The organism is Eikenella corrodens (genome assembly GCF_003990355.1).
In the GTDB taxonomy this organism is placed as follows: domain Bacteria; phylum Pseudomonadota; class Gammaproteobacteria; order Burkholderiales; family Neisseriaceae; genus Eikenella; species Eikenella corrodens_B.
The window spans coordinates 2,124,714-2,147,635 of the sequence record NZ_CP034670.1; the positions used below are offsets into that span (position 1 = coordinate 2,124,714).

27 protein-coding genes and 1 tRNA gene are annotated in these 22,922 nt (G+C 56.1%); 14 read left to right on the forward strand and 14 right to left on the reverse strand.

All coding sequences use genetic code 11. The features are described from left to right. Positions 1-4: 4 nt before the first annotated feature. From ELB75_RS10710 to ELB75_RS10765, 12 genes are all read right to left on the reverse strand, one after another. The gene (locus ELB75_RS10710) at positions 5-244 is read right to left on the reverse strand and encodes an antitoxin (RefSeq protein WP_126983887.1); all 240 of its coding nucleotides are present in this window, start codon (positions 242-244) and stop codon (positions 5-7) included. 494 nt (positions 245-738) lie between these two features. Next, the gene (locus ELB75_RS10715; RefSeq protein ID WP_126983888.1) at positions 739-1,092 is read right to left on the reverse strand and encodes a hypothetical protein; all 354 of its coding nucleotides are present in this window, start codon (positions 1,090-1,092) and stop codon (positions 739-741) included. Between the two features lie 427 nt (positions 1,093-1,519). Further along, complete coding sequence (locus tag ELB75_RS10720) at positions 1,520-3,484, reverse strand: DUF927 domain-containing protein (RefSeq protein WP_126983889.1); 1,965 nt, start codon at positions 3,482-3,484, stop codon at positions 1,520-1,522. Positions 3,485-3,497: 13 nt separating this feature from the next. Further along, complete coding sequence (locus ELB75_RS10725) at positions 3,498-4,571, reverse strand: DUF7146 domain-containing protein (RefSeq protein WP_126983890.1); 1,074 nt, start codon at positions 4,569-4,571, stop codon at positions 3,498-3,500. A 162-nt stretch (positions 4,572-4,733) separates the two neighbouring features. Then, positions 4,734-5,129 (reverse strand): hypothetical protein, encoded by a 396-nt coding sequence (locus ELB75_RS10730; protein WP_126983891.1) that lies wholly within the window; start codon positions 5,127-5,129, stop codon positions 4,734-4,736. Then, positions 5,126-5,533 (reverse strand): hypothetical protein, encoded by a 408-nt coding sequence (locus tag ELB75_RS10735; RefSeq protein ID WP_126983892.1) that lies wholly within the window; start codon positions 5,531-5,533, stop codon positions 5,126-5,128. Before ELB75_RS10735 ends, ELB75_RS10730 begins: the two co-directional genes overlap by 4 nt. After that, a complete protein-coding gene (locus ELB75_RS10740) occupies positions 5,530-5,724 on the reverse strand; it encodes a hypothetical protein (RefSeq protein WP_126983893.1) in 195 nt (64 codons plus the stop codon). The genes ELB75_RS10735 and ELB75_RS10740 overlap by 4 nt, the downstream gene beginning before the upstream one ends. Before the next feature lie 324 nt (positions 5,725-6,048). Then, positions 6,049-6,573, reverse strand: coding sequence for a hypothetical protein (locus ELB75_RS10745; protein WP_126983894.1), 525 nt, complete (start codon positions 6,571-6,573; stop codon positions 6,049-6,051). Further along, a complete protein-coding gene (locus ELB75_RS10750) occupies positions 6,570-6,833 on the reverse strand; it encodes a helix-turn-helix transcriptional regulator (protein WP_126983895.1) in 264 nt (87 codons plus the stop codon). Before ELB75_RS10750 ends, ELB75_RS10745 begins: the two co-directional genes overlap by 4 nt. Before the next feature lie 172 nt (positions 6,834-7,005). Continuing rightward, the gene (locus ELB75_RS10755) at positions 7,006-7,830 is read right to left on the reverse strand and encodes a DUF6387 family protein (RefSeq protein WP_126983896.1); all 825 of its coding nucleotides are present in this window, start codon (positions 7,828-7,830) and stop codon (positions 7,006-7,008) included. A 53-nt stretch (positions 7,831-7,883) separates the two neighbouring features. Then, complete coding sequence (locus tag ELB75_RS10760; RefSeq protein WP_023887086.1) at positions 7,884-9,077, reverse strand: tyrosine-type recombinase/integrase; 1,194 nt, start codon at positions 9,075-9,077, stop codon at positions 7,884-7,886. Between the two features lie 199 nt (positions 9,078-9,276). Beyond that, positions 9,277-9,352: transfer RNA gene (locus ELB75_RS10765), tRNA-Phe, on the reverse strand. A 165-nt stretch (positions 9,353-9,517) separates the two neighbouring features. Here ELB75_RS10765 and ELB75_RS10770 point away from each other — a divergent pair. Next, positions 9,518-10,313, forward strand: a protein-coding gene (locus ELB75_RS10770) for an IS5 family transposase (protein ID WP_126982325.1) whose coding sequence is annotated in 2 segments (ribosomal slippage) — positions 9,518-9,883 and positions 9,885-10,313 — 795 coding nt in all. Because the reading frame shifts where the segments join, the coding sequence is not laid out codon by codon here. Next, on the forward strand, positions 10,310-10,786 hold the full coding sequence (locus ELB75_RS10775) for a hypothetical protein (protein ID WP_126983897.1): 477 nt from the start codon (positions 10,310-10,312) through the stop codon (positions 10,784-10,786). Before ELB75_RS10770 ends, ELB75_RS10775 begins: the two co-directional genes overlap by 4 nt. A 141-nt stretch (positions 10,787-10,927) precedes the next feature. Here the strand turns inward: ELB75_RS10775 and ELB75_RS10780 are convergent, their stop codons facing one another. Together ELB75_RS10780 and ELB75_RS10785 are read right to left on the reverse strand one after the other, a co-directional pair. Further along, complete coding sequence (locus tag ELB75_RS10780) at positions 10,928-11,605, reverse strand: response regulator (RefSeq protein ID WP_126983898.1); 678 nt, start codon at positions 11,603-11,605, stop codon at positions 10,928-10,930. Next, entirely contained in the window at positions 11,602-13,500 is a 1,899-nt protein-coding gene (locus tag ELB75_RS10785; RefSeq protein WP_126983899.1) for a histidine kinase, read from the reverse strand. Before ELB75_RS10785 ends, ELB75_RS10780 begins: the two co-directional genes overlap by 4 nt. A gap of 321 nt (positions 13,501-13,821) precedes the next feature. Here ELB75_RS10785 and ELB75_RS10790 point away from each other — a divergent pair, with 321 nt between their 5' ends. The 12 genes from ELB75_RS10790 to grcA all read left to right on the forward strand — a co-directional run bounded on the left by ELB75_RS10790 (position 13,822) and on the right by grcA (position 22,812). After that, positions 13,822-15,072, forward strand: a complete 1,251-nt coding sequence (locus ELB75_RS10790; RefSeq protein ID WP_126983900.1) for an MFS transporter — start codon at positions 13,822-13,824, stop codon at positions 15,070-15,072. Positions 15,073-15,194: 122 nt separating this feature from the next. Continuing rightward, positions 15,195-16,574, forward strand: a complete 1,380-nt coding sequence (locus ELB75_RS10795) for a NarK family nitrate/nitrite MFS transporter (RefSeq protein ID WP_126983901.1) — start codon at positions 15,195-15,197, stop codon at positions 16,572-16,574. A 94-nt stretch (positions 16,575-16,668) separates the two neighbouring features. After that, entirely contained in the window at positions 16,669-17,895 is a 1,227-nt protein-coding gene (moeA, locus tag ELB75_RS10800; RefSeq protein ID WP_126983902.1) for a molybdopterin molybdotransferase MoeA, read from the forward strand. A 158-nt stretch (positions 17,896-18,053) separates the two neighbouring features. Next, positions 18,054-19,040: a GTP 3',8-cyclase MoaA gene (gene moaA / locus ELB75_RS10805; RefSeq protein ID WP_126983903.1), complete on the forward strand. Its 987-nt coding sequence runs from the start codon at positions 18,054-18,056 to the stop codon at positions 19,038-19,040. Further along, positions 19,041-19,562, forward strand: coding sequence for a molybdenum cofactor biosynthesis protein B (gene moaB, locus ELB75_RS10810; RefSeq protein WP_126983904.1), 522 nt, complete (start codon positions 19,041-19,043; stop codon positions 19,560-19,562). It abuts the gene before it with no gap. Between the two features lie 14 nt (positions 19,563-19,576). Next, positions 19,577-20,182 carry a molybdenum cofactor guanylyltransferase gene (gene mobA, locus ELB75_RS10815; protein ID WP_126983905.1) on the forward strand — a complete coding sequence of 202 codons (606 nt, stop codon included), beginning with the start codon at positions 19,577-19,579 and terminating at the stop codon, positions 20,180-20,182. A gap of 24 nt (positions 20,183-20,206) precedes the next feature. Further along, positions 20,207-20,404, forward strand: coding sequence for a hypothetical protein (locus ELB75_RS10820; protein ID WP_126983906.1), 198 nt, complete (start codon positions 20,207-20,209; stop codon positions 20,402-20,404). A gap of 1 nt (position 20,405) precedes the next feature. Beyond that, entirely contained in the window at positions 20,406-20,879 is a 474-nt protein-coding gene (moaC, locus tag ELB75_RS10825) for a cyclic pyranopterin monophosphate synthase MoaC (protein WP_126983907.1), read from the forward strand. Then, positions 20,863-21,117, forward strand: a complete 255-nt coding sequence (gene moaD / locus ELB75_RS10830; protein WP_070542654.1) for a molybdopterin converting factor subunit 1 — start codon at positions 20,863-20,865, stop codon at positions 21,115-21,117. Before moaC ends, moaD begins: the two co-directional genes overlap by 17 nt. A 1-nt stretch (position 21,118) precedes the next feature. Then, positions 21,119-21,565 (forward strand): molybdenum cofactor biosynthesis protein MoaE, encoded by a 447-nt coding sequence (locus ELB75_RS10835; protein ID WP_126983908.1) that lies wholly within the window; start codon positions 21,119-21,121, stop codon positions 21,563-21,565. 437 nt (positions 21,566-22,002) lie between these two features. After that, positions 22,003-22,341: a cupin domain-containing protein gene (locus ELB75_RS10840; protein WP_126983909.1), complete on the forward strand. Its 339-nt coding sequence runs from the start codon at positions 22,003-22,005 to the stop codon at positions 22,339-22,341. A gap of 81 nt (positions 22,342-22,422) precedes the next feature. Further along, on the forward strand, positions 22,423-22,812 hold the full coding sequence (grcA, locus tag ELB75_RS10845) for an autonomous glycyl radical cofactor GrcA (RefSeq protein WP_126983910.1): 390 nt from the start codon (positions 22,423-22,425) through the stop codon (positions 22,810-22,812). The last annotated feature ends 110 nt before the right edge of the window (positions 22,813-22,922 follow it).

Here is a 22,922-nt window from a genome sequence, read left to right on the forward strand (position 1 = left end):
GGCGCTATTCCTGCCAATCTGCGAAAACGTCGCGCTCTTGGCTGCCTTGGGCGCGTTCTATGCCTTCTCCCGCCAATTCTCGGGCGGCGGCATTAAACCCCTGCCAATCGGCAGGCTTGGCAGATAAAACGACATCGCCGTTTTCATCTCGGCGGATATACACCGTATCGCCTTCAAAACGGAAGGCGGCAGGCAGGCGCACGGCTTGACTGCGACCGTTGGTAAACAATTTGGCGGTCTGCATGGCTATCCCCTTCTCTAAATATCGGTTGGCGTTTAGTGTAGTACACCGCAAGATATATATCAAGAGATATACCAATACGCCTGCCGTCGTTTGCCCTAGCGCATCGGTTGCTTCCGGGTAAGGGTCGCATTTTTTTCAGGTAGCCTGTTGGTAGCCGGCAGGAATGGGAGGGCTGGGGTTAATCCCTTTGCAGTAATGTTCACGCTGTTTTTCCAATCGGCGCTTATGCAGAATAAACCCTTTTTAAAACAATAAACAATAATTTATCCCTATATTTTAACAGGAAACCTTTAACAAACCCGCCTGAAAACAGGATAAAAAATATAAATGAGAATGCGGGCGGTCTAGGAAGTGCATAGCTCCAAACTTTTCATACCCCCCTGCCTATCCGCAGGCCAAACCAAGGAAGGAAGTCATCACACCGCCCCGCTTGTCAAAAATTGCGCGCCGTATTACCCGCGTTCTTGGCAGGCGGCGGAGTACCTTTTACCGTTTCAACCAATCAAATCAAACAGCCTTCCCTTGCCCCGGCTCTGCCGATACAAATAACCGTCTACCATTGCCTTAGCCGTAATCTTCAGCACGATTTCCCGCCCGCCCATTTCTACCTGCTCCGCCGGCCGGATAATGCCGGCTATGCTCACTATCTGCCCGGCATCGCACTCCATCAGTCTGCTACACAGCCGCCTATCGAAGGCGATTAGGTCAGCGTTCAGCTCGATAGCCGGCAGGTTGCCGCTGCGGTAGCCGTACACCGTCAGCTTCGCAATTAGGTAGTCTGTTCCCCGTTTGGTTTTCAGCATTTTCGGCTTTAATTGCAGTCTACCGCTAACGATACCATCTATCATATTGTTTTTCCTGAATTTATAAAATACACCCTGATTTTATTTTTTCTATATATACAAAACATGGTGGGGAAAGTGGGGAAAGTGGGGAAATCAAATATAATCAATTGATTACAAGGTCGTTCAGGTGGGGAAGGGGTGGGGACAGGCGTGGGGAAGGGGCTGGGGACACCAGCCGCCAGGAAGGGCAGGCTACCTGAAACGCTTCCCCACCTTCCCCACCTTCCCCACCGTGTCCCCACCCCTTCCCCACTTTTTATTAAGCGGCACATTTCGACATATGCTATTGATTTATAAGTTAATTAACTACTATATATTAAACCTGTCCCCACCTTCCCCACTTATTCTTCTCGCGCGTGTGATAGCTGGTGTTAAAAATGCACACACCCCACGCTTGCCTTGCCGGCTCATATCCGCCCGGCGCGCACCGTCAAATTTGCTCCGCCGCCTCATCCGGCGGCACGTCCCCAACAAAGCAATACATCCGCTTCACGCAAAGCAGGTTCAGCTCCACCGCCTTACGCGGCAGCTTGATACGGTTATGCTTGCCGTCTTTGCGCATCCAGCCATCCGCCGTTAAGACTTGGCATACCTTGCGCGGGTCAAAGCCCTTGCAGATATATTCTTCAAACACCTTATCCGTGAGGAAATAGCGCGGTTTGCCCGTACTGCCGTCTTCATAGTTTGCCGGCACAACGAAGCCCCAAAACTCCGCATAATCGGGTTGGTAATTGCCGCCAATACCCACATCCGCCAAATTGACAAAATACTTGCTGCCCTGCCCGTAGGCCTGTAGGAAATCGCGCGCGCTCTTGCGGATTATCCTGTCTTCACGGTTGCCGCCGCCGTCCCGCTCATACCAAGCGCCGAAACAGGATAAAACACCAGCAAAGCCCGTCCCCCTTTCAAGTCCGGTTATGCCCCACTCCGTTGCCAATTCCAAGGCTGCCGCCGCCAACACGAAACGCCGCGCGGCACGGGCTGGCTGGCTGGCCAAATCCGGCGGCAATTGCGCTTCAAACTCGCCCTGTAAGGCTTTCAGCCGCCCCTTAAGCGCTTCCGGTTCGGTGTGCAACCGCTGCACCAGCTCCGCTACATAAGCGCGAAATACCGTTCCATACAGGCTTTTGGCCGCTTCCTCCAAATGTACCGCCAAGCTCTTGCCGTCAGCGAAGCCGTGCAGTTCGTCAAATGCGCCGTAGCCCTTGCCTGCATCCGCCGGGATAGACGGCAGCCGTACTGCCTGCCCCGCGTTCAGCTCGAAGCCGGCAGCGCGCAAATAATTTTCTAAATCGTATTCGCCGGTGGAAATGGCCGCCACCGTCCAGCTCAAGCGGCCTCTATTGCCGCCCTTAGCCGCCCCTTGCAGCTTGGATTGCCCATTGAATACCGAATAGGCTACCTCTTTGGCGGTTTTCGGGTCGGCCTCGCTGATTTCATCGAGAAACAACAGGCCGTCATTATTGGAGGCAGCTTCATTGTCAAAACCTAGCGAAGTGCCTTTCCATTGCACTTTCAGGCGGGAAGGGTCGCCAAGCGCGGACACCGCAATCAGCCCCGATATGCTCTTGCCGATAGACGAACTACCGAAAAAATGGAAACCGCCGCTTTCCTGCTTAACCAACCGCAACAGGGGTGCGGCAAAAACCATGCCCAAAGCCAGCAATGGGCGGCTGTTGCCGGCCAAATAACGCCCAATTTCCGCCTGCCATTGCGCCACGCTACCGGCAGACTGAAACGCTTCCTGCTTGCTGGTGTCGCCGATATAGATAACTTTGCCTTCCGGGCTGCCCAACACCTCGCCGCTGGGCAATACATAGGCGCTGAAATGCTTATCACACCAGCCGCCGCGCCTCACTACCTGCCACACCTCGGCGCTGCCTTCCCATTGGATATAGTCGGCCAGCAGCCCCATCAACATACTGCCTTGCTTCACACCGATACCCAAACCGCGCAGGAAACCCCACCCGTCCGGCCGCCCTACTATATCCATCGGCAGCGCGCGCCGCTCCGTACGGCCATTGCGTTTGAACTCGATTACTCTGTATTCGTTGCCCTCGAAATCCTGCCCGCGCCCGACAATCTCGAATGGGTCGGCCAGCTTTTGCGGCTTTTTGAAGTGTTCCACGCCGTCCTTATCCGTACTCACACCGTGATACCACACCCCCGCCGACAAGGTGGCATTGTGCCAAATCACTTCGTAATAGGGCGCTATCGGCTGCGGCTCGCTGTCCCGAATGGCGGCCAATGCCTCCAAATCGCTGCGTTCGCCCTTAACCAGCTTCAAGCGGCCGTTATCCTTGCCGCCGCCCTGATTGCCCTTGGCTGCGCCTTGGCGGCCGTTTGCCGCATCGTTTTCGCCTGTTTCGTTTCTGTCGTCTCTGTTGTCGCTCATTTTCAGGTAGCCTCTATTGTTTCAGGTAGCCTTTAGCCGTATTGGCCGCCAGCACATCCAGCGCATCCGTGCCGATACCGTCCGGCTGCCAAATCCTAATGCTGTCCAATTTGCCGCTATATCGCCGCTGCAATGCCCGCGCGGCCTGAATGCCGGTTTTATTCGGGTCGTTATCGGCAATAATGACCAGCTCCCGCACGCTATCGGGCAACACCAGCGATTTCAGCCCGTGTGCCGAACCGCAAGCCCACATCGGCACGCCCGATATATACCGCGCCGCTATCGCCGTCTCGATACCCTCGCACACACCCAATAGGCCGTTTTGCGGGCGGAATAGGCGCATGGCCGCACCGGTCAGGCTGCCCGCGCCCACCGCCTGCATTTTCTTGGCCGGTAGCCGTTGCCGGCTGCGCGGCTCATATAGCGCCGCCTTGGCCACTTCGCTGCCGGCAGCCACCGTGAGATAGGTTTGATGCAGCCCGCACGGCTTGCCCGCCGTATCGCGGTAAACCGCCACCATAGCGGGAAAACGCCCGATAACCCGCCCCGCGTGCCAATAGGCCAAACGCGGATGCAGGCGTAAATCGCCGCTTATCGGCAACTGTTCCGGGTAGGGAATACCGCGCCCGTGCAGATAATCCGCAATCAGCCGGCTGCCGTTCCACGGCTCGCATTCGCCCCATAAAGCCGCCAGCCGCTGCCGCTTGGCCTCATCCCTTACCGTTTCTTGCGCAGGTGGCGCGGCTTTGGCCAACACCGGCGCAGGCTGACCGCCGCCCATACCCAACACCCCGGCCACCGCCCGCACCGCTTCCTTGAAGTCATAACCCGACACCAGCATCAGCAAATCAAAGCCGCTGCCGCCATCCGGGGCGCAATGGTTGCAGATAAAGCCGCCGCCCTGCTTATGGTCGGTAAAGCGGTAGCGGTCTTTGCCGCCGCAGGCGGGGCAGGGCTGGTGTTTGCGTGTATCGGTATAACGGGCATCCACGCCCAAGGCCGCCAAGATGGCCGGCCAGCGCCCGCGTGCCGCCGCCTTCACTTCGGCTAGGGGGAAGTGCGGCCGTTTTTCGTTTGGATAACTCATGATTTGGCCTTCTTCAGGCTGCAAACCGCCCTGCCTAGTGCCAAAACGTGCGCTAGGCGGCCTGATTTACGAAATTAAGGGGATAGAATGGAAAGATAGGCAAATTACTGCCGCACGGTCTAAACGCGCTATAAACGCAAATTTAAGCCGTTTACCGCGCATTTATCGCTTGCGGCGTTTATGCCGGTTGCTTGCAGCGGCAGGCTGCCGGGCTGGCGTTTGGCTGCGCCGGTAGGCCAGCTGATTGCCCGACACCAGCCAAGCCCCACCCGCCAACTGCAAAATCATGGGATTGCTAGCCTCATGCGCCGCCGCATATTCCGCCGCTTCAGCAAAGCTGCCGCACTCCAGCAGCCCCGCCAGCGCCGCAGGATTGCGCCTGTCCAGCACCACCGCGCCGGCAGACACGTCCCACAGATACACACACCAGCGCCCACCCTGTCGCAACACGCCGATACGCGCGCCCTCCGGCCGGTTGCCGCCCAATGCGGCTATCGCCTCCGCCGTTTCGGCAAGGCTGCCAAAGGCAAACAACGGCTTAATGGCTAAAGGGTTCATCGTTTGCTCCCTTCCTGCTTTTGCGTACCGCTCAAAGCTTGTTGGAATCCTTGGCGGAAGCCGTATTGCTCCGTTAGCACACCGGATAGCTCGTGCAGATAGGGCAAAGCCGCACCCAATTCCGCCATCAGCGCATTAGACAGGCGGGCGCTTTCCGCTGCGCCAAGCTCTTGCTGGGAAGCCGGCAGGGCGGCATGGTGTTCCAGCAGGCGGCCTACCGTTTCCAGGATAAAGCCCAAGCGCCGGGAGGCCACTTCCGACAGCTCAAGCAGGTTGTCCAGCTCGGTATCGGATAAATCAACCACATACTCCGCTGCAAGATACTCACGGTTGGCCAACAAGCCGGCCAAGCCGCCATATAGCGCCATATTGATACGGCTGGTGTCGGGTTTGCCGGTATTCATGCCACACCTCCCGATACCACACGGCACACCGTCCATTTGTCGGCGGCGGATTGCTGGATATTGAAGCGGTAATGGTCGGCACGGGAGGCCGTTAGGCGGTCGATAAAGGCAGCAGCCTGTATCAGGCTGGGAAACGTGCGGATAGGATGGGAAACAAGCGGGCGTGAATAGCCCTGTCGGATTTTGTTCATGATTGCTTACCTCTTTCGTATTGGCTTGGCACCGCCTTTCCGTTCTCACGCGGTGGGGCGGCAGGGCAAAGGGCAAAGGGTGAGAAACCGACAATACGAATCGGCAAGGCTTGCGCCTTACTTTGCCCCCGCCTGCCTCTGAAAGGTAAAGCAAGGGGAATGCAAGCATGAAAATACCGCTTGGCGTGCAGGTGTCGGAAACACCTTGCGCGGTGGGCGGCTGCTTGCCGTATTGTGTCAGCTTCTCACGGCTGGCCGTTTGATTGAAAACGGCACAGCCATTATTGCCCGGTAGAATAGTGCTGTCAAGGGGCGGTGGGGGTTTCAGGTAGCCTTTTCCGCTTCGCCCAGATGCACCACCGCGAACAGCGGCGGCGGATTGCCGCGTAGTGCGTTTTTACCGCGCAAAGCCGCCCGCTCCGCCAGTTCTACCATCGGCGGCGGGTTGTAATACGGCTCAATCGCCTGATAGGCCGCTGCAAACGGCAATCCTTCCAGCCACACCGGCAGAATGCGCCCGCGTGCCAACTGTTCGCGGACAGCCCTGATTTCATCATCCGGCGGTATCTGCCCGCTGCTTATCACGTCATACACCAGCAAGGCTACTTTCAGGCTTTCCATTGCCGGCACATCGTCAAAATAGCGGACAAGGCACACCGCTCCCGCCTGTTTCGCGCATTTTTCCACCTCTACGCTTAAGCAAAGGAGCGCATCGTGCCGGTCATAACTATGGATTTGGGTATCTGCCGGCCATACGCCGGTTTCTATGGCGGCCAGCAGCCCCGCTCTATCCGTAAGGGCAAAAGTCAGATTGCTCCGGTCGCACAACAATACGGCTTGGCTACTCATCTCGCCCCCTTCCCGCCCTTATCGGCGGCGCTGGTGTTATGGGCGGCATGGCTCGCCGCAATACGCTTATCCAGCCACATTTGCAGTCTGTCGGAAGGCCAAGCTACCGTATTGGCGGATAGCTGCACCCTTTGCGGAAAATCCGGGTCGTACCGCGCCTTGTCTTTCGGATTGCCTTTGGCATAAATCGCCGCCCGGCTCAAGCCGGTAATCGCCATCACATCGGGCAGGCGCAACATTCGTATCGTGATATTTTCCATGTTTCTTGCTCTCCAAAATTAAAATGCCCGTGTATCCCGTTGCTGCTAAGTAGCAGTAGGAATACACAGGCAAAAGGATAGCCGCCCACATGGGCGGCTTCATAGGAAGGCGAAAAACGGGTGTTATTTCCCAAAATTTAACTAAACTTGTTAAAAAAATGTTTATATTGTCTTAAAAAGGCAAGACATCACGCCGCAATATATCCATTGCCAGCCTATGTGTTGTTTTCCTCAATGTTTCGGTTGTCTTAACGGCGGCTTCCGCTTTGCTTAAACTGTCGGAAGGGAAAATAACAGCCAATTTTTGCGCCCACGAATAAGCCGAAGCCTTTTCTTCATACTGCCCGATTTCCTGCCATAGCCAGCAATCCAAATAAGGCAATACACGGTTTTCATACAGCCGCGCTACTACGCCGTTATCAAGCGCCTTGGTATTGCCATACCCATTTATCTTACGTTGCGTTGCCAACCATTGCTTAAAATCCTCAATAATGGCCGTATCACTGCGGCTGGAATCAACTGTAACGCTCCAATCCGTTAAATAGCTATATTTATCATAGGCAAAATCTGCCGATTGCTGGGCAGAAGCTTCTATAAGCTTATCAACTTCTCGAAGTAGGTCAAAATAACTCAATATCAACCTATCAACTGCTTTACTGGTGTCTCCCGGAGTGCCTGATAAATTGAAGTGGAATGTGGCAGTAGCCTTTAATTCCATCTGTAACAACTGTACGGACGTATAGCGTTGCCAATCTTCAAGACGAAACCCCAAAGGCTCCTGCGCCGCTGCAAATGCATAATCCTCCCGCAACTCCAGTAGCTGCCTATACAGTTCACGCCGAATTTGAAAATCTGCCGCCCATTCCCTACGTTTGTATTTTCTGGTTTTCTCATAACAGCCCAAATCAAACCATGCAGGCGCAAAACCGCCCATAAAATGCCCCATATTTCCGCCCCACAGCATAGGGAGGCCACACCGGCAGGCTTGGGGCTGCATCCTGCTTTTCGCCTTTGGTAGCTAATCGCGGGCTAGGTGTGGCCGTAAACTTTTCAGGTAGCCTGTTTGGCTTGTTCGTACCGCTCCCGCAAAAAGTCCGAATACCATTGCATCATTTCCTTGCGCTGCGGCAGATATTCCGTGCGGTGATAGGCGGCACGCACTTTGTTTTGCTCCACATGGGCTAATTGCCGCTCGATAACGTCCGGCGGCCAGCCGTTTTCATTCAAAATATCGGTAGCCAAGCTGCGGAAGCCGTGCGGTGTGGCTATACCGCTATAGCCCATCCTGCCCGTCAGGTAAGACAGGGTGTTTTCGCTCATACACCTATCGGCATGGCTCACGGCGGGAAATAAATAGCGGCTGTAGCCGGTTATCGCCCGCAGTTCGGCCAGTAGTTCCAGCGGCCAATCGGCCAGCGGCACGATATGCGGGGCTTTCATCTTCATTTTCTCGGCGGGAATGCGCCACTCTGCCGCCTCAAAGTCGATTTCCTCCCATTCCGCCCGCCTCAATTCCCCTGCCCGCACAAACACCAGCATAATCAGCAGCATGGCTATCCGGGTTGGCTGCCGGATTTTTTCGGCCAGCAAACGGCGGTAAAACTCCACCAACTCGGCTTGCGGCAAGGCGGGCTGGTGTTTTTGTTTGGGCAGTTTGATTGTGCCGGTTAGCGCGGCGGCAGGGTTGTTTTCGGCTCGCTCCGTGCGGATGGCATGATTGAATACGGCTTTGATGCGCTGCAATACGCTGGCTGCCGTATCCAATGCACCGCGTGCGGCCACCGCATCAACGGTTGCCTTCACGTCTTTAATACGGATTTCCGCTATCGGCAGGCTGCCAAGCGCGGGCAAAATATCTACCTCGAAGCTGCGCCACACTTTAGCGGCATGGCCTGCCGTCCAGCCGGCGCGCTGGTGTTCGTACCATTCGGCGGCCAAATTGCGGAAGGTGTTTTGCAGGGCGGCAATGCGCTCTTGTTTAGCCTGCTTCTTGGCTTCGCCCGGGTCTTGCCCGGCAGCCAGCAGACGGCGTGCGCTTTCGGCGGCTTCCCGCGCTTCGAGCAGGGAGATAAGGGGATATTTCCCGATTGATAGTGTTTTTCGCTTATTGGCTATCGCGTAATCAAACCGCCATAATTTGCCACCCGCAGGGGTAACTTGCAGATACAGCCCGCTACCGTCAGTCAGCTTGTAAGCTTTGTCGGCAGGCTTGGCATTCTTGATTTGGCGGTCGGTTAGCGGCATTTTTACGGTATTTTTTCGGCGGTATTTTCAAAATACCGTAAAAGATACCGTAAAAATTCTGTTGCTTCAATGCAATTCGGATAGACGGCGGTAGATACCGAACAAGCCCTAAACATGGCTGAAAGCCTTGCTGGGATTGGGTCTTGTAGATTTGGATAGACGGCGTTAGACAAAAAAACAACCGCTAAAATGCGGTTAGTGGTGGCCAGAGGCAGGATCGAACTGCCGACACACGGATTTTCAATCCGTTGCTCTACCAACTGAGCTATCTGGCCGCTTTTGAAGTTTGCTATTACACCAGTTATCCACATTTGAGTCAAGCTTTTTCGGCAAAATATTCTTGCTAATTAGCAAACACTTTCTTTTATCAAATATTTTTCCAAGCAGCTTTTTACTATTAGACCTCTTGCGAAAGTATCCTGAAGATTTACAATTCCCAAATGAAATACGAAAACCTCATCCAAAGAAGCGATAGCGAATTCAAACGGCTCACAGGTGTAACGCCCGTCCTTTTTCACGAAATGCTGCAAGTCACCACAGAAGCAGAAAGCCGGAAGGTCAAGTCGGGCAGGCCGCATACGCTCGGTTTGGCAGACCAACTGCTGCTTACCCTAAGCTATCTGCGCCATTACCATACCCAACTCGAATTGGCCGCCATCTACGGCCTTTCCGAAAGTAATGTCTGCCGCACCATCCGTAAAACCGAGGACGCCCTCATCCGTTGCAAACGCTTCTCCCTGCCAAAGCACAAGAATCCGGGCGACCAAACGGTCATCATTGACGTTACCGAAAGCCCGATTGAACGTCCCAAAAAAACAGCGGCAGTATTACAGCGGCAAGAAAAGGCGGCACACGGTTAAAATCCGGGTCATATACGGCAGGGAAACGGAAAAAATCATCAGCATCCGGACGGGGATGGGTGCCCGGCATGACATGCGTTTAGCCAAGAGGCACCTTGCAGAGCTTTATCCCTACAAAATAGTCATTGCGGATAAGGGTTATCAAGGATTGGCCAAAACCGGATTACAGACCCCGAAAAAGAAATCCAAACGTCATCCGCCGGACAAACAGGATAAAGAGGCGAACAGGCGGTTAGGCAAACTCAGAACCGTCATCGAGCACATCAACAGGAAACTGAAGATATTCAAAATATTGTCGCTGCCTTACCGCAACAGGCGGAAACGGTTCGGGTTAAGGGCAAATCTGATTGCAGGACTGGTTAATGCGATGGGATGAATATTTTCGCAAGAGGTCTAACCTTTAATTTCTACAGCAAGACCGGCACCCCGCAACAAGCGCAAACCGTGCGCGAAGTATGGGGCAACCGCCTGCGACCGCGGGATGTGGCGTTCGCCCTGCTGGCCGAAGCCGATACCGCCGAGAACCACTATATTTTCTTGATGCTGAATAATAACGATCTACCCGGCGGTACCTGTCTGGTTCCTCCCAATGGCGACGGTACAACCAGGGCACAGCCTACCTACTCAACCTGCAAGATGCGGGTGGTACAACGCCATAAGGCCAGCGGCCGCACCACGGTGCGCGACCTGCCCAATTACTGCTACCTGAATCTGGATGACGAACCGGGCAATCTGGCCCAGCACCATACTGAATATGCCTATGATGCCGCCAACAAAATTATGAGATTCCGTACTATCATGTACGGCCGCCACGCTCGTGGCTGTGACCGTTCTATTCGCCTGAACTGACCAAGCGGCCTGTGGCCACCCACAGTACAAACAGTACAAGCAAAAGGCTACCTGAAAACTCGCTTGATGAGTTTTCAGGTAGCCTTTTTAACAATCCGGCACCGGCAGGCCGCCAAATTCCGCCGCAATGCTCAAGCAGCCTCAATCTTCTGCTTCTTCTTCCTCGTCCGGCAGGGGCAGTTTGTGCTGAACGGCATACACGGCGGCCTGCACGCGGCTGCCGAGTTCGAGTTTGCGCAGGATGTTTTGCACGTGCACTTTCACGGTGGATTCGGCCAAATCCATGCGCTTGGCGATGATTTTGTTGCTGTATCCCACGGCGAGGTAGCGCAGCACTTCGAGTTCGCGCGAGGTGAGGGTGTCGAGGGCGCTTTCGGCGGCGGGTTGGGCCGGGCGGATGAGGGATTGCACCATGCAGGCCATCATTTCGGGGGAAAACACGTTGTCGCCGTTGGCGGCTTTGCCGATGGCGTCGATAAGGAAGTGGGCATTGATGTTTTTCAAGAGAAAGCCGCACGCGCCCAGGCGCATGCATTCCACCAAGTCTTCGCCGTCTTCCGATACGGTGAGCATCACCACTTTCTGTTCGGGGCGGCTGCTGAGGATTTGGGCCAGCGCTTCGCGCCCGTTCATCACGGGCATGTCGAGGTCGAGCAGTACCACGTCGGGCTCCAGCTGGCTCACCAGCTTCACGCCGCTGAGGCCGTCGGCGGCTTCGCCCACTACTTCGTAGTTTTCCTGCCGGGCAAGCAGGGCTTTGATGCCGCTGCGGAATAATGTGTGGTCGTCGATGAGTACGATGCGGATTTTTTCAGTCATACCTGTCTTCTTTCTTCGTAAGGCAGATTCAGGGTTACCCGGGTGCTGCCGGGTTTGGAGTGTAGGGAAAGGCGGGCACGGATGCGTTGGGCGCGTTCGTGCATGATGTTCAGCCCCACATGGTTGCCGGAATGCCGCTCTTTAAGCCCTTCGATATCGAAGCCGCGCCCGTTATCTTCAATTTCCATCACAAAATCCTGCCGGTTGTCGAAGCGGATATCCACTTCGGTGGCTTGGGAGTGTTTGCGGATGTTGGAAAGGCTTTCCTGCAAAATAAACACCACTTGCAGCTGCTGCTCGCTGTTGAGCTGGGGGCCATTGCCGTGCCAATGCAGGCGCACGCCGATTTGAGTTTGGCGCTGGAAGCGGTCGGTCAGGGTCTGTACCACTTCGGTGAAATCTTTATTGTTGATTTTGGTGCGGAAGTTGATGAGTAGTTCGCGCACGTCGTCATAACACTCTTGGATGCCGTCTTTGATGTAGTGCAGGTTTTCGTTGATTTGCTCCTGCTCTTGGTTTTGCAGGGCGCTTTCCAACATCTGCACTTGCAGGTTGAGGAAGGTGAGGGCTTGGGCGATGCTGTCGTGCAGGCCTTGGGCGATGAGGTTGCGCTCCTGCAATACGGCCAGCTGGCGGCTCTCATCAATCAGGCGCAGGTTGCTCACCACCACGCCAAACTGGCTGCACAGGGCTTCCCACAATTCGGTATCGGCCATGGCCACGGGCTCTTTCTGTTTGAAATAGAGCGTAACCATGCCGAAATCTTGCGCTTTATATTGTATTTTGAAAATGCGCAGCTGCCGGAAGCCCATGCGGCTGCATTCGCTGTTGTCGGTGTCGAAGGCGTGGCCGTCGGGTTCGCGCACGAAGCGGATGGGCTGCCAGTCGTCGTGCAGCACGGCGTGGCCGCACAGGCAGTCGTCGAAGCGCTGGCAGGCTTCGGCGGTTTGCAGGCTATCGGGCAGGCCGATTTGGCTCACCAAATCCATGCGTTGGCGCTTGAAGTCGATTAAGCGGATGCTGCCGGCGTCGGCAGCCACCATTTCCAGCATTTTTTGCAGGAATACTTCGGCGGCTTCGGTGGTGGTTTGGGTTTGGCTGAGGAAGCGCGAGAAGAAATACAGGGTTTCGAGCGTGTGGTGCTTGCTGGCCAAATCGCGCGTTTTTTCCAGCACTTCCTCTTCCAAATGGGAATAGAGCTTATGCAGGCTGCCGCTCATTTGGTTGAAGCCGTTGTCTACCCGGGCGAACTCGGCTGAATGGTCGATGGGGATTTGGATGCCGAACTGCCCGTCGTGAATGGCGGCCACGCCTTGTTGCAGATGCTGCAAAGGTTTGATAATCCACCAATACAGCAAAAACACCATAAAGGCGGAACTCATCACCACCAACACCAAAAGGCAGCTTTGAAACAGGCGCAGCCAGGAAATATAGCGCGTGTTGGCCTGCTCCACGGCGGAAACCAAACCGTCCAAACGGCTGAGGAAGGGTTGCAGCTGTTTATCGGTAACCGGGCGGTTTTGCCGGTAGGCTACCTGAAAAGCCGGGCGGATGTTTTGCCGCCATTGCCGGTCTAATTCGTTGAAACGCTGCCACACCACTTTATCGGGCGGCAAAAAAAGCGGGCGGGAGCGGTCGCCGTGGCGCACGTTGTCGAGGACGCTGTCGTATTGCCGCAGCCGCTGTTCGATTTCTTCCGCTCCGGCATTTTCACGAATCAAAAGGGCGATGCGGAAACTCCTCAAGCGCAAGCTGCCGATGTCGTTGATGGCGGCGGCGCTGCCCTCCAGCCGCCAGGAAAGCAGCAGGGTATAGCTGATGGAAGCCACGGCAATCACCAGCCACAGCAGGGTCAGCAGCTTGAGCCGAACAGACAGGCTTTTTAAGAAATTCATGGAGATAGGCGGGGAAATCAAAAAGTGCAATCGCTCATTATACGCGTTTAATCCATGAAGCTTAACTATCGGCTTAGTGAAAATGGTTACTGCTCTAATACTTTCGGATTAGAAGACCTAGATACAACAGGGCTTATTTAATCCAAACCGTTGTTTTACAATTCTCAACAGTTGAAACCCTTATTTTTCCAACGTGATTTTTTTATTTTGAAAAATAAACGGTTTGGCTCCGCGTGCTTCAACCGGCGGTTTTCAGGTAGCCTCTTCCTTATCAGGGCGTGCAAACCGCGAAATTTCCCCTTAGTATAGAGAAAACAAAAAATGAAATCAGAAAATTACAAACGCTACTCCGTGCTTATTTTCAGCACGTTTGCCTTCGCAGTCTGCTTCATGATTTGGATGATGCTGGCGATTGTTGGCGTGAAAGTGCAGGAGCAGCTCGGCCTGAACGAAACGCAAACCGGCATCCTGATGGCCGTGCCGGTACTCTCCGGCTCGCTGATCCGCGTACCGCTGGGCATCTGGACCGACAAATTCGGCGGCCGTATTGTAATGTTTGTATTGATGCTGCTTTCCGTGCCCGCCATCTTCCTGATGAGCTACGCCACCCACTACTGGCACTTCATCGCCATCGGCCTGATGATGGGCTTGGCCGGCGGCTCCTTCTCCGTGGGCACCCCCTATGTGGCACGCTGGTTTCCGAAACACCAGCAAGGCTTGGCCATGGGCATTTTCGGCGCGGGCAATGCCGGTAGCGCCATCAACAAATTCGTTGCCCCTGCGCTGATTAAATATTCGGCTGCGGCCGGTGCCGGTGCGGCTGCCTGGGTAATCGTGCCGAAAGTGTACGCCGTCATCATGGCCGCTACCGCCGTATTGTTCTGGTTCACCACCTACCCCACCCCGCATAACCCCAATACCGCGCCCAAAGCCTCGCTCGCCGACCAGCTGGCCATGCTGAAAGACCCCGGCGTGCTGCGTTACAGCCAGTATTATTCTGTGGTGTTCGGCGGCTATGTGGCATTGGCTCTGTGGATGACCAAATACTATATCAACGAATACGGCCTGAGTATCGCTACTGCCGGTATGCTGGCTGCCTGCTTCTCCCTGCCCGGCGGCGTATTGCGCGCAGTGGGTGGCTGGCTGTCGGACAAATACGGTGCCTATAAAGTTACCTGGGGCGTAATGTGGGTGCTGTGGGTGTGCTTCTTTATCCTGTCCTACCCGCAAACCGACCTCGTGATTGCCACCACGCACGGCCCGCAAAGCCTGCACATCGGCCTGAACGTGGTGCTGTTTACCGTTTTGATGTTTACCGCCGGTATCGCCATGGCGGTGGGCAAAGCCTCCGTGTTCAAATTCGTGGCCGACGACTACCCGAACGACATCGGTACGGTATCCGGCATCGTCGGCTTGGCCGGCGGCTTGGGCGGCTTCCTCCTGCCGATTATGTTCGGTATGTTGCTCGACCTCACCGGCATCCGATCCACCACCTTCATGCTGCTCTACGGCACAGTATGCGTATCGCTGGTTTGGATGCACTTCTCTTTCAAATCCAAACGTGAGCAATAATCCGTCTGAAGGCTACCTGAAAACCGCAAACTGGCTTTTCAGGTAGCCTTTTTTCAGGTAGCCTCCGCCCTAAACCGTACCACCCGAAAAACGCTGAATTTTCACAACCCATAGGAAAACATATGTCCCATTTGATTCAAGACTGGCGGCCGGAAGATCCCGAATTCTGGCAAAACACCGGCCGTAAAATCGCGCGGCGCAATTTGTGGATTTCCATCCCCGCGCTGTTTTTGGCTTTTGCCATGTGGCAGGTATGGAGCGTAACCATTCTAAACCTGCCCAATATCGGCTTTAATTTCAGTAAAAACCAATTATTCTGGCTGGCTGCTTTGCCCGCTTTATCCGGTTCGACACTTCGGGCATTTTATTCCTTTATGGTGCCGATTTTCGGTGGCCGAAAATGGACCACGATTACCACCGCCAGCCTGCTGCTGCCTGCACTGGGCATCGGTTTTGCCGTGCAAGACCCGACTACCAGCTACAGCACCATGGTGATTCTTGCCCTGTTGTGTGGTTTCGGCGGCGGCAACTTCTCCTCCAGCATGGCCAACATCAGCTTCTTCTTCCCCAAAGCGGAAAAAGGCAGCGCACTCGGCCTGAATGCCGGCTTGGGCAATCTCGGCGTATCCGCCGTGCAGTTCGTTGTACCGTTGGCCATTACCGCCGGCCTGTTCGGTGCGTTGGGCGGCGAACCGCAAACCATGATGAAAAACAACGAAACCGTGCAAATTTGGCTGCAAAACGCCGGTTTTGTGTGGGTACCGTTCATTATCTTGGCCACTTTGGCGGCCTGGTTCGGCATGAACGACTTGGCCAGTGCCAAAGCCAGCTTCAAAGAGCAGTCTGTTATTTTTTCGCGCAAGCACAACTGGATCATGTGCATCCTTTATTTGGGCACTTTCGGTTCCTTCCTCGGATTCTCTGCTGGTTTCCCGTTCTTGATTAAACTGTTGTTTCCGGCAATCAATCCCGCCAAATATGCTTTCCTCGGCCCCTTAGTGGGCGCGCTCACCCGCTCCGCAGGCGGCTGGGTATGCAAAAAACTCGGCGGCGGCGCGCGCACCACGCAGATCGTGTTTGTGGGCATGATTATCGGCGTGCTCGGCGTGATGCTGTTCTTGCCCGCCAACGGCAACGGCAACTTCGTGGGCTTCTTCGTGTGTTTCATGGTGTTGTTCGCTTTGAGCGGCATCGGTAATGCTTCCACCTTCGTGCAAGTGCCGCAGATTTTTCTGGGCTTCCACCAAAAACGTGCCGACTGCGGCGAAATCCCGCAAGAAGATTGTGTGCAGCATGCCAACCGCGAAGCTGCCGCCGTTATCGGCTTCACCGCCGCTTTTGCCGGCTACGGCGGCTTCTTCATCCCCAAAAGCTTCGGCACTTCGCTGGCCCTGCTGGGCAATGTGGACGGCGCGATGATCGGCTTCATCCTGTTCTACATCATCTGCGCCGGGCTCAACTGGTGGTACTACGCCCGCAAAAACGCCGAAGCCAAGTGCTAAAACGGCAGGCTACCTGAAAAGGCCGCAAGGTTTTCAGGTAGCCTTTTAACCGTTTGGCCTACCCCGTTATTTCTACTAACTAAGGATACCCGTCATGGCACTCACCCCCGTTCACGAACTGCAAGCCCTGATTCACGATAAAATCGCCGCCGCGCAAAAGCCCTTGGAAACCGAAACCGTGCCGCTGGTGTCGGCAGTGGGGCGCGTGCTGGCGCAGGACGTGGCCGCGCCGGTGAGCATTCCGCCCGCCGATATTTCCGCTATGGACGGCTACGCCCTGCCCTTGGCCGCAGCGGCGGGCAGCGAATGGAAAATAGCGGGCGAATCGGTGGCCGGGCAGCCGTTTTCAGGTAGCCTGCCTGCCGATAGCTGCGTGCGCATCATGACCGGCGCAGTGGTGCCCGAAGGCTGCACCAGCATCGTGATTCAGGAAAATGTGCAGTTGCAAGACGGCGTGATCCGTTTGGAAAAAGACGCGACCGAGGGCGGCAATATCCGCCGCTGCGGCGAAGAAATCGCAGCGGGCGATACTGTGTTGCAAGCCGGGCGGATTCTGCGCCAGGCCGACATCATGCTGCTGGCCGCCCTAGGCTTTGCTGAAATTGCAGTGCGCCGCAAATTGCGTGTGGCCGTACTCTCCAGCGGCGACGAACTGCTCGAGCCGGGCACGGCCGGCAGCCGCACCGACCGCATCTACGACAGCAACCGCTATATGCTGATGGCGCGGCTCGCGCCCCTGCCGGTGGAGGTAATCGACTTCGGCCAAGTGGCCGACCGGCTGGAAGACGTGTTGAAAATGCTGAATAAAGTCATCAACCAAGCCGACGTGCTGATTACCACCGGCGGCGTATCCGTGGGCGATTACGATTTCATGCGCGAGGCCGTGGAGCGCGTGGGCAGCATCCATCACTACAAAGTCGCCCTCAAACCGGGCAAACCCTTCGTGTTCGGCCAAATCATGACCACTTGGTGCTTCGGCCTGCCGGGCAATCCGGTATCCGGCTTTGTGGGCTTCGATATTTTCCTCAAAGCCGCCCTGTGGCAGCTGTGCGGCGCGGCCGAAATCCCGCAGCCCGTGCGCTTTACGGCCAAACTGGCCGAGCCGGTGAAGAAAAACCACAGCCGCACCGACATCCAGCGTGGTATCATCAGCCGTCAGGAAGACGGCACTTGGCTGGCCGCCCCCTGCGGCAGCCAGGATTCGCACCGTATTTATCAGGTAAGCCGCGCCAATGCCTACCTGGTTCTCCCCGCCGAAAGCGGCTCGCTGCCCGCCGGCGCGGAAGTCACCGTGCAGCCTTTCGCCGAAGCATTTTTGTAAAGCCGGAGCGGCTGCCTGAAAGCGCTTGGCACATTTTCAGGTAGCCCGTATGCCCTTTGGGCAAATGAGGCTACCTGAAAACCGGCCGTCCGAGTTTCAGGTAGCCTTTACCCCCGCAAATAATATCAAGCAAACCAACACACCAAACAGAAACCATCATGACCCAGCCCCACACACTCACCGACCCCTACAACCGCCGCCTGAGCTACCTGCGGCTGTCGGTTACCGACCTGTGCAACTACCGCTGCACCTACTGCCTGCCCGACGGCTACCAAGGCAAAGCCAAGCCCGACGAACTTACCCTGCCAGAAATCGAAACTCTGGTAAACGTGTTCGCTGCCGCTGGTACGCGCAAAATCCGCCTCACCGGCGGCGAGCCCACCCTGCGCCGCGATTTGGCCGACATCATCGCCGTGTGCAAAGCCAACCCGCTGATTGAAAACGTGGCACTTACCACCAACGCTTTCCGACTGGCGCAGCTCTTCCCAGCCTACCGCGCTGCCGGACTGGACAAAATTAACATCAGTATCGACAGCTTCGACCCGGACGTATTCTTCGAAATCACCGGCAAGCGCGAATGCACCAACATCCTGCGCGCGCTCGACAACATCCTGGCCGAAGGCTTCTGCAACGTCAAAGTCAACACCCTGCTGCTGCGCCGCTACGCCGAGCGCACGCTGGCCGACGCGCTCGATTTCGTGCGCGAGCGCCCCGTAACCTTGCGCTTCATCGAATTGATGCAAACCGGCGACAACGGCAGCTTCTTCAACAGCCAGCACCTCTCCGCCGCCGAAATCGAACGCGGCCTGCAGGCGCAAGGCTGGCAGCTGTTGCCGCGCCAGCCGCACGCCGGCCCCGCACGGGAATATTTCCACCGCGATTTCTCCGGCAGCATCGGCTTCATCGCCCCCTACAGCGAAGATTTCTGCAAAAGCTGCAACCGCCTGCGCGTTACCGCCCAAGGCAAAATGCACCTGTGCCTGTTCGGCGGTATTGCCTACGACCTGCGCCCCCATCTGCGCGAAGGCGATGCCGAAGGCTTGCGCCGTTATCTGCATCAAACCATTGCCGAAAAACCCGAACACCACTATCTGCACGATAAAAAAGTCGGCCTCATCACCAACCTTTCCATGACCGGAGGCTAAATGCACCGCTCCGCACCCGAATTCCGCCCCTTCCGCATCCACCTGCTCACCGTAACCGACACCCGCAGCCCCGCCGAAGACGGCAGCGGCAACTATCTGGCCGAAGCCCTGCAGGCCGCAGGCCACGTGTTGTACGCGCGTGATTGGTGCCGCGACGAGCGCTACGATATCCGCGCCATCGTTTCCGCCGCCATTGCCGAGCCGCAAACCGACATTGTGTTGATTACCGGCGGCACCGGCATGTTCGATCGCGACATTACCCCCGATGCGGTGGAAATCCTGTTCGACAAAACCATCCCCGGCTTCGGCGAAGTGTTCCGCGCCGTGTCTCTGCAGGAAATCGGCATGTCCACCATCCAATCGCGTGCCGTGGCCGGCATTGCCAACCGCACGCTCATTTTCTGCCTGCCCGGCTCTACCGGCGCCTGCCGTACCGCTTGGGAAAAAGTCATCGCCCCGCAGCTCGATCCGCGCATCAACAGCTGCGGCTTCACCCGCGTGTTCAACGCTTGGGGCAAGTGAGTAAAACCGGACTCATGGAGATTGCTACCGAGCCGCTGCTGATTTTATGCGGCGGATTCAGCCAGCGTATGGGCAGTCCCAAACCACTGTTGCCGTTTCGCGGCGTGCCGCTGATTGAGCGCCTGGCCGCGGCGGCAAACCGGCCGCTGTGGATTGCTTCGGCCGGGCAGCGTTTCCCCCATCTCCCCCCCGCGCTATACTTGCCCGATGCCCTGCCCGAACGGCAGGGCGCCTTATCCGCCATTCTGCCCGCACTCGAGCTGGCTGCCGAACAAGGCCATGCCGGCATTTATGTACTCTCCTGCGATACCCTGCTGCTGCCTGAGCAAGTGGCAGGCTGTTTGCAACAGGCGCGAAACAGCGCGGCTTGGCAGCAGGGCGTGGCCGCGCTGAGCGGCGGCGGGCGGGATTATCCGCTATTGGCGCATTGGTCTGCCGCCCTGGCCGCCCCGCTTCGCCAATACGTGGAAAGCGGGCAGCGCCGCGTAACCGCTTGGCTGCAAACCGTACCGTTTGCCGTTGTGCCGCTGCCGGACGAATGGCTGCCGCTGTGCAATTTCAACACGCCGCCGGAGTTTGAGCGGGCGGTGGAGCAGGCGGAGCGGCTGTTGGCGGGTTGAAATGTGCATTTTCAGGTAGCCTGTTTGCTTGCGCATATTACAAAAGGCTACCTGAAAACAAACGGAGCGGGCTTTGGCCAAGCCAAAATCGCTTGGCCGCATTGCTTTTCAGGTAGCCCCATTCATCCGCATCAAGCCAAAAGTAATATAGAAAGGCTACCTGAAAACCGGCGGATGGTTTTTCAGGTAGCCTCCAATAGTTTGTTTTTCATGCAAGGATAGAATTTTGCTGACACATTTAGACCAACACAGCCGCAGCAGCATGGTGGACGTGGGCGACAAAGCCGTCACCCGCCGTGTGGCCGTGGCTGCCGGGCGGGTGGTGTTCCCGCCGGAAGTGTATGCCCAAATCCAGGCGGCCAACGGGCAAACCGCCAAAGGCGCGATTACCGAAGTGGCGCGGCTGGCCGGCATCATGGCGGCGAAAAGTACCGCCAGCCTGATTCCGCTGTGCCATCCGATGATGCTGGAGCGCTGCAAGCTGGAGCTGGAATACGACGATGCCGCACACGGCCTGAACATCCGCGCCGAAGTGGCCGTGAGCCATAAAACCGGCGTGGAAATGGAAGCGCTCACCGCCGTATCCGTGGCCGCGCTCACGGTGTACGACATGACCAAAGCCCTGAGCCACGACATCCAAATCCAAGACATCCGCCTAATACACAAATCCGGAGGCAAACATGAGTTCAACCGTTGAAATCACCGTGCTGTATTTCGCCGCCCTGCGCGAACAGGCCGGCAAAGAGCAAGAAAAAATCCACGTTGCCGAGGGCTGCACCGCAGCGGCCTTATACGAGCAACTCTCGCAACAATACCGCTTCACCCTGCCGCAGGAGCGCGTGCGGGCGGCGGTAAACCATGCGTTTGCCGACTGGCTGCAGCCGCTTGCCGCCAACGACATCGTGGCCTTTATCCCGCCGGTGGCAGGAGGTTGAAATGTTTGATTTAACCGAACAAGCGATAGACAGCCAAGCCCTGCGCCAACAGCTTCTAAACAACGAGCAATGCGGCGCCTACCTCAGCTTTGAAGGCTGGGTGCGCCGACAAAATGACGGGCAGCGCGTGGATTATTTGGTGTACAGCGTGTATGAAGAGCTGGCGCGTCGGCAGGGGCAGGCCGTGATTGAGGAGGCCAAACGCCGCTTCGGCTTGGAAGCCGCCGTGTGCGTGCACCGCTACGGCCGGTTGGAAGTGGGCGATATGGCGGTGTGGGTGGGCGTAACCGCCGGCCACCGCGACATGGCCTTCGCCGGCTGCCGCTATATTATCGATACGGTGAAAGCCGAAGTGCCGATTTGGAAACAGGAATTCTACAGCGGCCAGCTGGTTGCCGCCTGGCCGGACAATCAAACGGCCGACGCCAAACGCCGACTGCTCAAATAGCGCTTGGCAAGTATTGAAGAGGCTACCTGAAGTTTCAGGTAGCCTTTTTGCATGAGTTTAAAAAAGAGGCATGTTAGTGTGTGGAGCTGATTTTACATGCTGAAGTTTATAGGCTACCTGAAAACAAAATAGCCTGATTTTAGGTAGGCTTTTATTTTGTGTGGTTTTTTAATCAGATATAGCCAGCTATGCTAATTTGAGGCCAATTAAAATTTGAGAAAGATCAGCAAAATCTGTAGAATAGCGGGCAATAGCAGATTTAGAACATCAGCTTGGGAATACTGTTCACTTCATTAATTCCCCCTAAGCCGCTCCAGCTTGGCTGCTGAAGCATTTTCTGCTGAGATTGATTTAAAACCGAACGGTTGCCGCATTCCAACGGTCTGTTGTAGCTTTATCCTAGCGTTGGCAGCATCCGAATTTGCAGGAGAAATACCATGCGAGGCTATCAACTAGACCCACACCAACCCGTAGGCGGCGTGATTGCGGAGGATGCAGACCAGCAAATCGTGCAGCTCAATCTGCAAAAAGGCAACGAAGTGCCGCCCTACTCCGCCGAAGCCATCATCACCATCACCGTGCTCTCCGGCGCGGTGTGCCTGAAAACCGAGCAGGGGCAGATTGATTTGCAGCCGGTGACCCTGGCACGACTCGAGCCGCATGAAACCCATGCCCTGGTGGCCCTGGAAGACAACACTTCCGTGCTGGTGGTGAAACAGCTGTGCTACCACGCACTGCTCAACCAAAAACTGCGCTTCGGCCGCTGCTGCGTTTAACCGTTTTCACGCCGTATTGCCCGGCAGTGCGGTATTACTTTAAAACCATAGTTTTACAACACAACTTTTGGAGATAAACCAATGATTAAAGGCATTCAAATCACCCAATCCGCCCAACACCCCGCCTTGGTGCACTCTTTCTGGCTGTTGGACGATGAAACCCGGCAGGCACGCTGCCTGTGCAGCAAGGACGAGCATTTCGCTGCCGACCAAATCGTTGCCCTGAGCGATTTGGGCAATGTGAGCTACCAAGAAGTGGCCGTAGACAGCTACGTGCGCCCGAAAGTGGAAGGCGGCCAGCACCTGAACGTGAACGTAATGAGCCGCGAAATGCTGGAAGACGCAGCCGCTAATCCCGATAAATATCCGCAGCTCACCATCCGCGTATCCGGCTACGCCGTGCGCTTCAACTCCCTCACACCCGAGCAGCAGCGCGATGTGATTACCCGCACTTTCACACAGCATATGTAAGCCGGAACTATAGCGGATTAAAATCGCCATGTTACCGCGTTGGCTCGTCTTGACGTACTCCCTGTACGCCTTGCGGCTCGCCGCCTTGTATCATGTTTATTTTAATCCGC